Raw genomic sequence first — 13,268 nt, forward strand, 5'->3', positions numbered from 1 at the left:
GCTAGCTGGCTACCACCAAGTAAAAACGGTCCGCCTCTACTAATGAGACGGACCGCTTTTGCTTTAGAATTGGATGGCCTTGTTTACAACGTGGCGCGTACGCCCAGCAGAAACGTGCGCGCCGTGGGATAGGCGCCTATATCAAAGCCGGCTTGCGTGCCGTCGGAGCCGAAGGAGCTAACGTTGGGGTCGTAACCGCGGTAGCGCGTAAGTACCAGTAGGTTTTGCCCGCCTACCCACACGCTGACGCTGTGGGCCTGCCGCTCCCATACCGGGTAGCTGAGCGTGACGGCCGTCAGGCGGACGTGGTTGCCGGATTGCTGGCTGTAGTCACTGAAAGATAAGACGCTCAATTGCTGGCTGGCTGGCGGCACATCGGTTGTGGTATTAGTGGGCGTCCAGCGGTCCAGCACGCGGGTAGTTGCATTGTAGACACCAAGTGGCACATCTAGTCTGCTTAGCTGCGCATTCTGCACTCGGTAGCCCCACATCGCATCAGCCTGCATATTTAGCGCAAACCGTTTGTATTGAATTTGTTGCGTGAGGGTGAGTAATTGCCGGGGTAGGCCGCTGCCATGCGGCTGCCAGCCCTCATCCTGTGGGGTACTGGCATTGTCCTCCGTAAAGCGTGGCCGACCAGAATCGTCTACTCCAAGATAATGCAGCCCATAAAAGGTGCTGAGCGGCCGGTTGTATACGGCTTGCTCGTATCGCGAAGGGGTGGCTGAGGGCGTTGCCTGGTAGCGGTTGCGGTTGATAGCGCCGGCTAATGCTGTGCTACCCTGCACCGCGCCTAGTCGCCACCGGCCGTCCACGGATAGCTCTAGCCCCTTATTGTGCAGTGCGCCCGGCAGCTCATGAAACGACGACAGCTTATCATCAATAGTGCGCCGAGTGTAGCCTTGCAGCGTTACGTTCAGCTGGTGCTGCCACAGACCCAGCGAGAGGCCAGCATCGAGCTGCCGACTCCGCTCCCGCAGCAGAAGTGGTTCATTAGTACCACCTGCGGGGAAACTAGGTATAGACCACGCATACCCATTACGCCCTACATGGCCCGCTCCCGATGTATAGCCCCAGCCTACCCACGCGTTTAGTTTGCTTATGGTTGTGTTGTCCCGTAAAAAGGCTTCTTTGTCTGCATGCCACATAACCTGCGCACCCGGCAGCCAGAATTTGCGGTCGTCAGCAGAAAAAGTAGATAGAACGTCGTGTCGTACACTCCCTTGCACTTGATAGCGCTCTGCAAACGTGTAGCCACCAGTGAATCGGTAAAAGAGGCTACCTATTTCCGATGTACTATATTGAAGATTTACCACGGGAGTACCTGGCATATACCCTCGCAGATCGTCCGTAGTGCTTTGCTGCTGCCGAATGGCCTCCACACTGGCAATTACGGTATGCCTATCACCTGCAAAGCTGCGGTTGTAACGTAGGGCTGGATTAGCTATCCATTGCTTGTAGGTGCTGGTGATATCACCATTCTTACCGGCAGCAGAGTAGAAAGCCGATTGATACGACTGGCTACGCTGCGTGGCCCGTTCTAATCCGCCTAGTACTTCCAACGTGAGCCCAGTAGCCAAGCGGTATTGCACGTCTAATTGCGCTAGCAGCCGTTGCTGGTGGGGCGTCTGGTACCGTTCGCGGGCTTCCCGCAGCGGATTCATCAAATACCGTTGATTAGTGGTGTCCTGCGCCGTGCGGGTAGGCCGCTCGTAAAGCGCGCTTTGCAAAGCATAATAATACGGCACACGCCGCTGCGTTTCACTTAGGCTACCCCGCACCGCTACGTGCAGGCGCTGCCCTATTTGCTGGTCCACGTTGGCCCGCACGGCATAGCGGCGCAGGTTGGAGTTCAGCACTATGCCCTGCTGGCCTAGGTAGTCGACGCCGGTGTAGTAGTGCGTGGCGGCCGTACCGCCCGCGAGGCTGAGGTGGTGCTCCTGCACGGCGGCCGTACGCAGTAGCTCCTCTTGCCAATCAGTGCCCCGGCCTAGAGCCGCTAGTTCGGCTGATGAGAAGCGCGGTGCTTCCCCATCGTTGCGGGCGGCTTCGTTGGCTAGTGTGGCGTACTGTCGGGCATTCAGCAGCTCGTAGCGGTAGCGGGCTTGCTGCACCCCACCGTAGCCAGTATACTGCACGTGCGGCGCTTCGGCACGGCCCCGGCGCGTAGTGATACGAATAACGCCATTAATTCCCTGCGAACCGTACTGCGCGGTTTCGAAGGCCCCTTTCAATACTTCTACCTGCTCGATGTCTTCCGTCGGGATGTGCAGCAGTGGGTTAGTGTCTAGCTCCCTTATTTCTGGCAACGCATCCAAATAAGCGGCTCCTATCATACCCAACCGAAATGCGCGTTGAAATACCGGCATGCCATCTACCACATACAGCGGCTGGGCATTATCGGCAAAACTGCCTGCGCCCCGAATACGCACCGCTATCTGCGCCCCCGGCGCCCCGGAGTAAGGCGTAGCCTGCACGCCGGCTACCTGGCGCAGCTGTTCTTGGACAGGTAAGAAGGGGGAAAATCTTTTTCTCTCGATAACTATACCCTGTACTCGGTCAATAAAAGAAGCTCTAGATGAATCAATACCTGGCAAAGTAAGGGGAGCGGCCATAGCTGATACAGCTACCGCCACCCGTCGCGGTGCCAGCGTATCGGGTTGTTGGGCCAGAGTAGGCACGGTAGTACAGAGGAAAGCAACAAGTAAAAGTGGGCGCATAGGCAAACAGTAGAAGTAGAATAGGCTATAAAATGAGTCGGCCGCCTACCCCAAAAATCATCCCACGATTCCCCTTCCGGTGCAAACGCCTACTTTTGCCAGCGTTACCCTTTTGAGCCCCTATTGCTATGCCCTTCGACCGCGCCGCCTACCCCACCGAGCAACTGCTAACCATTTACCAAGAGCTGCTCAAGCCCCGCCTCATTGAGGAGAAAATGCTGATTCTGCTGCGGCAGGGCAAAATCAGCAAGTGGTTTTCGGGCATTGGGCAGGAGGCCATTGCAGTCGGTAGTACGCTGGCGCTCAACTCTGATGAATATATCCTACCCTTGCACCGCAACCTGGGCGTATTCACGGCACGGCGGGTACCGCTGGGGCGGCTGTTTGCGCAGTGGGAGGGCAAAGAAGGCGGCTTCACCAAGGGCCGCGACCGGTCGTTTCACTTTGGCTCCCGCGAGCACCACATTGTGGGCATGATCAGCCACTTGGGCCCGCAGCTGGCTGTGGCCGATGGCATTGCACTGGCGGACGTGCTGGACGAGCAAAAGCGTGTGACACTGGTCTACAGCGGCGACGGTGGCGCCTCAGAGGGCGACTTTCACGAGGCCCTGAACGTGGCCGCCGTATGGCAGTTACCGGTTATCTTTCTCATCGAAAACAACGGCTACGGCCTTTCTACCCCCAGCAACGAGCAATTCCGCTGCAAGAGTTTTATTGATAAAGGCCCCGCTTACGGCATAGAAGCCGTGCAAATCGACGGCAACAACGTGCTGGAAGTGCACAGCACCATTCAGCGCCTGGCCGAAGACCTGCGGCAAAACCCACGGCCGGTACTGGTAGAGGCCCTCACCTTCCGGATGCGCGGGCACGAAGAAGCCAGCGGCACCAAGTATGTTCCTCAGGAGCTGTTCACGGAGTGGGCCGCCAAAGACCCCGTGGCTACGTACGAGCAATGGCTCATCAGCGAAGGCCTGCTGAGCGAAACGGCCCGCCATCAGTTCCAGGAGAAGATAAAGGCGGAGATTGAACAGGGCCTGCGGGAAGCCGATGCCCTCCCCGCCCCTACCCCCGACCCCATCCGCGAGCTGGCCGATATGTACGCTCCTTTCGAGGGCTCTGAGCAAACACCTACCCCCGACGCTCCTGCCACCGTGAAACGCTACGTAGATGCCATCCGCGACGGGTTGCGCCAGGGCTTGGAGCGCTACCCCGAGCTGGTGCTCATGGGCCAAGACATTGCCGAATATGGCGGCGTGTTCAAAGCAACAGAAGGCTTGGTAGAGGAGTTTGGGAAGGGGCGGGTGCGCAACACGCCCCTGTGCGAGTCGGCCATCTTGGGAGCTGGCTTGGGGTTGAGCGTGCGCGGCAAGAAGAGCATGGTAGAAATGCAGTTTGCCGACTTCGTGACCTGCGGCTTCAACCAGATTGTGAACAACTTAGCCAAGAGCCACTACCGCTGGGGTCAAAACGCCGATGTGGTGGTGCGCCTACCCACCGGCGCTGGCACCGCGGCCGGACCATTCCACTCCCAGAGCAACGAGGCGTGGTTTACGCACACCCCCGGCCTGAAGGTGGTATTTCCCAGCAACCCGCACGACGCTAAGGGCTTGCTCTGCGCCGCTCTGGAAGATCCCAACCCAGTGATGTACTTTGAGCACAAGCTGCTTTACCGCTCCGTGAGTGGCCTCGTACCCGATGCCTATTACACTACGCCCATTGGGCAAGCGGCCCTGGTGCGCGAGGGAAACGAACTGAGCATCGTCACCTACGGCATGGGTGTGCACTGGGCTTTACAAATGGCGGAAGAATTGAATGTAAGCTGCGATATCCTGGACCTGCGCACGCTCCTACCCTGGGACCAGGAGGCCGTGCGTCGCACCGCCGAGAAAAACGGCCGCGTGCTAGTGCTGCACGAAGACACACTCACGGGCGGCTTGGGTGCGGAGTTGGCCGCCTGGATTGGCGAAAACTGTTTTGAACACCTCGATGCGCCCGTGCACCGCGTGGCCTCCTTGGATACGGCCGTGCCCTTTGCCCCTACCCTGGAAAAGGACTTCCTACCCCTTCAGCGCCTACGCGATGCGGTGGAGAAGCTCTGCAACTACTAAGCTTTTCGCGCCGCTCGAACGGTGTAGAGACGCATACTTGCGTCTCATCGTTGAACGATTCGGACGGTTATGAGGCGCAACTATGCGTCTCTATAACCTTTCAACTGCTCACCCATTTAACTTACACAGCTTGTAAAGGCATCATTCTGAGCGCAGCGAGGAATCTTTTATTCAGATACCTCGCTGCGCTCAGAATGTCCATTTTAGAGCGTCTAAAGGCTCCATACAAAACCTATTTTTGCGTTACTTCCTCCTGCTTTAATTCTACCATAGTAGCGTTATTGGCTTGATTTCTGGGCAAGGTTCTATTCTCATTGCATCAACCCGTTGCCTATGTTTTTCTCTACTCGGCCCACAAAGTGTTTACGGTTGGTACTGCTCGTGCTGTTGAGCGGCTGGCTGCTTTTAGCCCAAACAGGCTGTCACCGCTACCATATTTCCGACCCCACAGGTCCGCCGCAGCCCAAGATGAAAAAGGCGAAGGCCTCTGCTCCTGATGCCGAGCAGAGTGCGAATGGCAGCAGCCAGAGCACTGCTCAGGCAGAAAACGCGCCGCCCCAGCACAACAGCTACGACAAACAGGGACTACTGAAAAAGAAAACACGTGACCGCAGCCGGAAGCGTAAAGTAGGGCAATACCGGTTTCTGGGCATCATATTTTAGCGCCCTCATTCCTGTTGACTCGCAGATAATCAAGCCGTTTTGCATGGCTACCCTCTCCCACTTTCCGTATGCTTTGGTATGAAACGCTTGCTACTTCTACCTGCCTTGCTACTGGCTGCTTCGGCCTCGGCCCAAACGGAGTACACCACCCCGGCCCAGCACCGGTCCGAAAACCGCCGCGCCCTGCGCGACGCGTCCAAGTACCCGGCTAAGTACAAAGAGTCGCACTTGGCCGTTACGCCGAAAGCGCTGAAACGGGGCAAAACAGGCACGCCTCTACCCCGCGACAGCCGCAACAACTACCGGTTTGACCGCACCGGCACAGCCCGCGTCAGCGAACCAACGGCCCCCGGCTTACGTCTTACCCGCAAAAAACAACTCTAAAACGCTCTGAAGTATGACTCCCTGGCAACCCCTCACCCAACCCGAACAGCTTGCCGACATCGTGCAGGAATCGCACGAGCATCCGGTTTTGGTTTTCAAACACAGCACTACCTGCTCCATCAGCGCTGCCGCCAAAGGCAAGATTGAGCGCCAGTGGGATTCGGCCGGCCTCGATGGCACCCCCATCTACTACCTCGACCTGCTCCGCTACCGGCCCATTTCCAACGAAATAGCTCAGAAGTTTGGCGTAGAGCACCAGTCGCCGCAACTGCTGCTCATCCAAAACGGCGAGTGCAGCTACGACGCTTCACACATGGGCATCCGCCTCAGCGACGTGCAGCAATTAGTGAAATAGGAAAAGGTGAAGTGGTGAGGTTGTGAAGCTGTGAAAAAGAATCTGTCATCCTGAGCGGAGCGAAGGACCTTTTCACGATAGAACGAGATGTTATTATGTCAGTCGTTCAGGTGTGAGAAGGTCCTTCGCTCCGCTCAGGATGACATGCACTCTTTATTCACAACTTTACAAACTCACTATTTCACCACTTCCCTACTCATACAGGAACGAAACTTCCTGCTTGATTTCCGGGTTCAGGCTAAGCGCTACGGGGCAGGTGTGGGCGGCACGCTCTAGTAGGGCGCGCTCCTTTTCGGGTAGGCTGGCGGGCAGGTGAAACTGCACGTCAATTTGCCGGATGCGGCGCGGCTCGGCGGCCATGTGCTTGGTCACGTCGTACGTAACGCTGGTGAGGTCCAGTTGGTGGCGCTCGGCTACGATGCCCATAATGGTCATCATGCAGGCGCCTAGCGAAGCCGCCACCAGATCAGTGGGCGAAAAGGCCTCGCCCCGGCCGTGGTTGTCTACGGGCGCATCGGTAATAATCGTGTTACCGGAAGCGTTGTGCGTAGCCTCGGTACGTAGTTGGCCGGTATAGCGGGCGCTGGCAGTGCTCATAGAATCAGAAATTTGGCAGGACAATGACAACAAATTTACGTACTTTCGATCAGGCTGCCTCGGAGCGGTCGTTTTCTGTTCGAATCTCCTCGCCCTTAGCTTCTTTGCCTGCCGTGCGAACTTTACTGGCTTCCGGTTTTTCAACTCTGGCGCTGCTATTGACCGCGGCCGGTGCTGCCAGCGCACAAAGTGCCGCCAGCAGCGGCGATGATCCTTCCTACCGTAAGGAAATGGTATACGGCGTCAACTTCAACACCCAAGGGGGCCTAATTGGCGGAGTGCATTTTCGCTCCTCTAAAGTGCTGTCGCAGGACTGGCTGCGCTTCTGGAGCCTAGAGGCAGTGGAAGTGAAAGGACAGAAAGAAGATAAATTCATCAATCCTTACACCGGCGGTTCCTATGTGCCGGGCAAGACCAATTATTTCTATGTGCTGCGGCCTTCTGTGGGTTTGCAGCGCGTTATCTTCCGGAAAGCGGCTGAGTCGGGCGTACAGGTAAATGCGCTGGCTAGTGCCGGCCCGTCTATCGGGCTGCTCATGCCTTACTATGTGTATTACGATTACACCCTGCGCGATGGCAACGGCAATCCGATACCCGGCGCTTCCCAGGACATACGCGAGGCGCAATACGACCCCAATAACGCCCAAACGCCCATCGACCGGGCCCCGCTGTTCCGGGGTGCCAGCGAAATTAAGCCCACGGTAGGCGCGCACCTACGCGGGGCGCTCAGCTTTGAGTACGGCCGCTACCGCGACGCGGTAGCCGGCGTGGAAACTGGCTTTCTGTTGGAGATGTACACCAAGCGCGTAGAGATTCTGCGCGACAACAACGTGCCCAGCTCCAAGCTCAACAAGCAGTTCTACCCCTCGGTGTACCTCACCATCTACCTCGGGCACCGCAGCTAGCCTACCCTGTTGTCTTTTCAGGCCCTCAACCCTACCCTGTTGTCTTTTCAGGCCCTCAACTTTTCTCCGCAGCTAATGGTTGTGAAGGAAACCTAGCGTCGCTATTGGCTGCCATCTTTGTGTAAGCCATGCGCTGCGTATCTTTGTTATCTATGGATGATCTGCTGCTACTACCCGTAATACAGCCGGAAGCCGTTGCACCGGCCCGGCCCCGCAAGCCCGATTGGCTGCGCGTGAAGCTGCCCGTAGGCCCCGAGTACGCCCGGGTGCGCAAGCTGGTAGACGAAAACAAGCTGCACACCATCTGCGAAAGCGGCAATTGCCCCAACATGGGCGAGTGCTGGGGTGCGGGCACTGCTACCTTCATGATTCTGGGCAACATCTGTACACGTTCGTGCTCGTTCTGTGCCGTGGCCACTGGCCGCCCCAACGAGTACGATACCGACGAGCCCCGCCGCGTAGCCGAAGCCATCCTGACGATGGGTGTAAAGCACGCCGTAATTACTTCCGTAAACCGCGACGAGTTGAAGGACCGCGGCGCCAGTATCTGGCACGAGACGGTGGTGCGCATCAAGCAGCTTTCTCCTACCACTACCATCGAAACGCTTATTCCCGACGTGAAAGCCAACTGGGAAGCGCTGGACGTCATGATTTCGGGCGGACAGGAAGTGATTTCGCACAACGTAGAAACCGTGGGCAGCCTCTACCGCCTCGTGCGCCCACAAGCCAAGTACGACCGTTCGCTGGAGCAAATCCGCCGGACGAAAGCCGCTGGGCACCGCACCAAGTCGGGCATCATGCTGGGCTTAGGCGAGAAGAAGGAAGAGATGTACCAAGCCATGGATGACCTTGTAGCCAACGGCCTCGACATTCTAACCCTGGGTCAGTACCTACAACCCACCAAGCGCCACCTAGAGGTAGCCGAATTCATTCACCCCGACCTCTTTGCTCACTACCGCGAAGAAGGTCTGCGTCGTGGTCTGAAATACGTGGAAAGCGGCCCATTGGTGCGCAGCTCCTACCACGCCGAGCGCCACGTAAACGTGCCGATCTAGGGCAGCCTGCATATACATCATGCGAGGCATGATGTATATGCATAAAGAAACCCCGCTAACACGATGTTAGCGGGGTTTTCTATTTAATCGAGAAGAAGCTTAGCGACGGGCTTGCGCCTGATCGGAAGGCGGGTACACGCCCATGATGCCGTTCACGATTCGGTACACTTCCTGCTCCGAGATAGAGTGGTTGTTATCTATCTGAGCCTGGCCCGAACCGCGCCACGCCAGCTCTTTGCGCTTGGCATCTACTAAGTCGATGATGACTGTGCCGGCCGCATACTGGCTCATAGGCGCGTAGCCCCTGCCATATAGGCCACCATACATGCCATAACCATAGTAGGGGTAACCCAAGCCATTATAGTAGGGCGATGCGGACTGCTTTTCCTCTACCTTGGCATTGTAGGCCACGTAGATGTCGGGGTTATTCTCAACCCGCGTCAGGCCTTTGTTGGTCAGCTCCCGGTCGATGGCCGTACGCAGGCGCTGATCCAAGAACGACTCGTAGCCCTTGGCTGGGCCGCCCTCTGCATCTACCGGCTGCTGTGGATACCACGCCCAGGTTTTGTAAGCCCGGAAGTTCACGGCGTGGTCAAAATCGGAGGAGACGCCTACCCGGGAAGAGGTGGCGCAGCTGCTAGCGCCTAGCAGCAAAGCAACGCCCACCAGCGCCAACGTGGCAGAGCGATTCAGGAAACGGGATATACGATTCATACGAAAGTTAAAAACGTGGGAGAAACCAGGCCCTCGCTATAACGTGGCGAGGTGGCCGATGGTATAGAGTAAACACCACACGTAAAGCCAACGTTCCCCGTTAGTTAGCACCTCTGGTATCGAAATTGCTATACTCAGGAAGCTGGGCGAGGAAGTTGATAAAATATAAATTTTTCCGCATTACACCATACTTCCTTTACCATGAAAAAAACAGTACGCGTATCCTTTTCAGGCTTATTGGCCCTTACCCTACTCGGTGGCTGCAACGCTGCCCGCGAAGATGGCCGTGGCAACAGCCACGCTTCCAAAGCCCCAGTTGAGCGCACGGCTGCCGTTGAATGCATCCTATATGATGGCATGAAGAAGGATTCGCCTCAACTGGCAGAAATCAAATCGGGTATGCAGGTGCAGGTAATTGACTCTGTAGATGCTTATTTCGTGAAAGCCCGCGTGAGCAACGGCGACAAGGTAGTAACCGGCTATATGTACCGCACATGCTTCCCGAAGCAATGGTAATTCCTACCCTCCGTTTTATAACAAAACCGGCCGACACTTCAGAAGCGTCGGCCGGTTTTGCTTTCAATAATCCTAAAGCTCAACTACACGCACCTTTTTGTGTAGCAATGCGAAGTCGACTTCGTTAGCTATCAGCTTAATACGACGGGCCTTTGTCGGCCTGTACCAACTGCTCAGGCTCATCGGCGTAGTCCTCGGTAGAGGTGCAGGAGCAGATCAGGTTCCGGTCGCCGTAGGCTGAGTCAACGCGCGATACGGCGGGCCAGAACTTGTAGGCGCGGGCGTAGTCAGTGGGGTACACCGCCTGCTCGCGGGAGTAGGGGCGCGTCCAGTCGTGCACCAATACGGTGGCGGCGGTGTGCGGAGCATGCTTCAACACGTTGTCCTTGGCATCGGCGCGGCCTTGTTCTACCTCACGGATTTCCTCCCGGATCTTCACCATTGCTTCTACGAAACGGTCCAGCTCCTCTTTGCTTTCCGACTCGGTAGGCTCTACCATCAGCGTGCCCGCTACCGGGAACGACACAGTAGGCGCGTGGAAACCATAGTCCATCAGGCGCTTGGCAATGTCCTCTACCTCGATGCCGGCCTTCTTGAACTGGCGGCAGTCCAGAATCATCTCGTGGGCGCAGCGGCCGTTGGCACCAGCGTACAGCACCGGGTAGTGCGATTCCAGCTTCGCCTTCAGATAGTTAGCGTTTAGAATAGCAATGCGCGTAGCCTGCGTCAACCCTTCGCCACCCATCATCGAAATGTAGGCGTAGCTGATGGGTAGGATGCTGGCCGAACCCCACGGCGCCGACGATACCGCGCCGGCCGTGCGACCTTCAGCATCTACCACCACGTGGCCGGGCAGGTAGGGCGCCAGGTCGGCTACTACGCCGATGGGACCTACACCGGGTCCGCCGCCGCCGTGCGGAATGCAGAACGTTTTGTGCAGGTTCAGGTGGCACACATCGGCGCCAATGGTGGCGGGCGAGGTGAGGCCCACCTGGGCGTTCATGTTGGCGCCGTCCATGTACACACGGCCGCCGTGCTGGTGAATGGTCTGGCAGATATCGATGATGGTTTCCTCGTACACGCCGTGCGTGCTGGGGTAGGTCACCATCAGGCACGACAGGGTATCGGCGTACTTGGCGGCCTTGTCTTTCAAGTCCTGCACATCGATGTTGCCGTCTTCTGTGCTCTTCACCACCACTACCTGCATGCCGGCCATTACAGCTGAGGCGGGGTTGGTGCCGTGGGCCGAAGCTGGAATGAGCGCCACGTTGCGGTGGCTGTTGCCCTGCGCCTCGTGGTAGTCGCGGATGGCTAGTAGGCCGGCGTACTCACCCTGGGCACCTGAGTTGGGCTGCAAACTCACGGCCGCAAAGCCGGTAACTTCACAGAGCCACTGCTCCAAATCGTTGAAAATCTGCGTGTAGCCTTTCGCCTGCTCGCGCGGGGCGAAAGGGTGCAAGCCACCGATTTCAGGCCACGTCACCGGAATCATCTCGGCGGTGGCGTTTAGCTTCATGGTGCACGAGCCGAGCGGAATCATGGAGTGCGCCAAGCTCAGGTCCTTGTTTTCGAGCTGCTTCATGTAGCGCAGCATCTCGGTTTCGGAGTGGTGCGTGTTGAAGACCGGGTGCGTGAGGTAGGCGCTCTGACGCACTAGTGCCTCAGACCAATTCAGCTCCGTTTCAGTGGGTAGGGTCAGCGTTTTGTCGAACGACTTGCCCAGCACTTTCGCAAACACCCGCACGATGTCGGCTACGTCTTCGGCTTCTGTATTTTGGTTCAGGGCAATGCCCACGCGGGCCGTGCCGTCCTGGGGGAAATAGCGGAAGTTGATGCTTGCGGCCTCGGCTTCCTGACGAATGGCCGTTTGCAGTTCCTCGCTTTCCAGCTTGAAGGTCAGCGTATCGAAATAGAATTCGTTCTGCTGCTCCAGACCTAAAGCCTTCAACTCCTGCGCCAGCAATTGCGTGAGGCTATGCACATTAACCGCAAATTGCCGCACGCGCTGCGGGCCGTGGTACACGGCATACATACCCGCCAGCACCGACAGCAGCACTTGCGCTGTGCAGATGTTGGAGGTAGCCTTTTCGCGGCGGATGTGCTGCTCACGGGTTTGCAGGGCCATGCGGTAGGCCTTGTTGCCAGCCGCATCAATGCTCTGCCCAATAATGCGGCCCGGAATGACGCGCTTGAACTGGTCTTTGGTGGCAAAGAAGCCGGCGTGCGGTCCGCCGTAGCCCATGGGCACACCGAAACGCTGGGAGTTGCCCACGCAAGCGTCGGCGCCCATCTCGCCGGGAGGGGTGAGCAGGGTAAGGGCCAGTAGGTCAGCAGCTACGGCTACCAGCAGGCCGCTTTCGTGGGCCTTTGCAATGAAGTCGGTGTAGTCATACACGGCGCCGTCGGCAGCGGGGTATTGCAGCAGGGCGCCGAATAGGGCCTCGTCGGTGAGGTCAGCGGTGCGATGGTCGCCTACTACCAGCTCAATGCCGAGCGGGGTAGCGCGGGTACGCACCACATCAATCGTCTGGGGCAGCACCTGCTCCGACACAAAGAACTTATGCGCGTTTTTCTTCTTGGTCTGCGAGTGAAACATGTGCAGCACCTCTGCCGCGGCCGTGCCCTCGTCGAGCAGGGAAGCGTTGGCAATTTCGAGGCCGGTCAGTTCCATCACCATCGTCTGGTAGTTGATGAGGGCTTCGAGACGACCTTGGGCAATTTCGGCCTGGTAGGGCGTGTAGGCGGTGTACCAGCCGGGATTTTCGAGGATATTGCGCTGGATAACAGGCGGCAGCTGGGTAGGATAATAGCCCAGGCCGATGTAGTTCTTATAGAGCTTATTCTGGCCGGCAATCTGCGCGAATTTCGCCAAAAAAGCCCGCTCCGTGAGGGCAGCGGGCAAGTCGAGCGGCTTCTGCAAACGGATAGCGGCCGGCACGGTTTCGTCGATGAGCTGGTCGAGTGACTCGACGCCAATGGCGCGTAGCATCTCGGTCACGGCGGCTTCATCGGGGCCGTTGTGGCGGTCTACAAACACGTCAGCAGGCTGAGGTTTCAGGGTCATGTATGAGGAGTAGGAGTGACGGAAGAAAAGGCCTTCGAATCGGCCTTTACAAAGGTAGTGTGAAAAGGGGCAGCTTGGGAATATAGAGTGTTGTTAAGCCAACAAAGTAAGAGCGAGAAGGTCTAGTTAAGGCGGCCAGAATGAGGACGCATCTTCCTTCGGTTAGAACCGCGAAAAACATAGAATA

Annotated in this window: 11 protein-coding genes; 7 read left to right on the forward strand and 4 right to left on the reverse strand. The window is 57.4% G+C overall.

All coding sequences use genetic code 11. The annotated features are described in order from the left end of the window. Window positions 1–83 precede the first annotated feature (83 nt). Complete coding sequence (locus tag J4D97_RS06275; protein WP_208306829.1) at window positions 84–2,720, reverse strand: SusC/RagA family TonB-linked outer membrane protein; 2,637 nt, start codon at window positions 2,718–2,720, stop codon at window positions 84–86. Window positions 2,721–2,848: 128 nt separating this feature from the next. Between J4D97_RS06275 and J4D97_RS06280 the strand changes: the two genes are divergently transcribed. The 4 genes from J4D97_RS06280 to ytxJ all read left to right on the forward strand — a co-directional run bounded on the left by J4D97_RS06280 (window position 2,849) and on the right by ytxJ (window position 6,230). Next, complete coding sequence (locus J4D97_RS06280) at window positions 2,849–4,828, forward strand: alpha-ketoacid dehydrogenase subunit alpha/beta (RefSeq protein ID WP_208306830.1); 1,980 nt, start codon at window positions 2,849–2,851, stop codon at window positions 4,826–4,828. A 333-nt stretch (window positions 4,829–5,161) separates the two neighbouring features. Further along, a complete protein-coding gene (locus J4D97_RS06285) occupies window positions 5,162–5,491 on the forward strand; it encodes a hypothetical protein (protein ID WP_208306831.1) in 330 nt (109 codons plus the stop codon). Window positions 5,492–5,569: 78 nt separating this feature from the next. Continuing rightward, window positions 5,570–5,875, forward strand: a complete 306-nt coding sequence (locus tag J4D97_RS06290) for a hypothetical protein (protein ID WP_208306832.1) — start codon at window positions 5,570–5,572, stop codon at window positions 5,873–5,875. A gap of 13 nt (window positions 5,876–5,888) precedes the next feature. Beyond that, window positions 5,889–6,230, forward strand: coding sequence for a bacillithiol system redox-active protein YtxJ (gene ytxJ / locus J4D97_RS06295; protein WP_185281784.1), 342 nt, complete (start codon window positions 5,889–5,891; stop codon window positions 6,228–6,230). 192 nt (window positions 6,231–6,422) lie between these two features. Here ytxJ and J4D97_RS06300 read toward each other — a convergent pair whose 3' ends face one another. Further along, window positions 6,423–6,827: an OsmC family protein gene (locus tag J4D97_RS06300; RefSeq protein ID WP_185281785.1), complete on the reverse strand. Its 405-nt coding sequence runs from the start codon at window positions 6,825–6,827 to the stop codon at window positions 6,423–6,425. 113 nt (window positions 6,828–6,940) lie between these two features. Here J4D97_RS06300 and J4D97_RS06305 point away from each other — a divergent pair, with 113 nt between their 5' ends. Together J4D97_RS06305 and lipA are read left to right on the forward strand one after the other, a co-directional pair. Continuing rightward, the gene (locus J4D97_RS06305) at window positions 6,941–7,732 is read left to right on the forward strand and encodes a hypothetical protein (RefSeq protein ID WP_208306833.1); all 792 of its coding nucleotides are present in this window, start codon (window positions 6,941–6,943) and stop codon (window positions 7,730–7,732) included. Window positions 7,733–7,893: 161 nt separating this feature from the next. Beyond that, window positions 7,894–8,787 (forward strand): lipoyl synthase, encoded by an 894-nt coding sequence (lipA, locus tag J4D97_RS06310; protein ID WP_185284374.1) that lies wholly within the window; start codon window positions 7,894–7,896, stop codon window positions 8,785–8,787. A gap of 99 nt (window positions 8,788–8,886) precedes the next feature. Here the strand turns inward: lipA and J4D97_RS06315 are convergent, their stop codons facing one another. Beyond that, window positions 8,887–9,501, reverse strand: coding sequence for a DUF4136 domain-containing protein (locus J4D97_RS06315; RefSeq protein ID WP_185281787.1), 615 nt, complete (start codon window positions 9,499–9,501; stop codon window positions 8,887–8,889). 201 nt (window positions 9,502–9,702) lie between these two features. On the opposite strand from J4D97_RS06315, the gene J4D97_RS06320 reads away from it, so the two are divergent. Continuing rightward, the gene (locus J4D97_RS06320) at window positions 9,703–10,017 is read left to right on the forward strand and encodes an SH3 domain-containing protein (RefSeq protein WP_185281788.1); all 315 of its coding nucleotides are present in this window, start codon (window positions 9,703–9,705) and stop codon (window positions 10,015–10,017) included. 136 nt (window positions 10,018–10,153) lie between these two features. Here J4D97_RS06320 and gcvP read toward each other — a convergent pair whose 3' ends face one another. Next, entirely contained in the window at window positions 10,154–13,081 is a 2,928-nt protein-coding gene (gcvP, locus tag J4D97_RS06325) for an aminomethyl-transferring glycine dehydrogenase (RefSeq protein ID WP_208306834.1), read from the reverse strand. Window positions 13,082–13,268 lie beyond the last annotated feature (187 nt).

It is taken from the genome of Hymenobacter defluvii, from assembly GCF_017589435.1.
In the GTDB taxonomy this organism is placed as follows: Bacteria; Bacteroidota; Bacteroidia; order Cytophagales; family Hymenobacteraceae; genus Hymenobacter; species Hymenobacter profundi.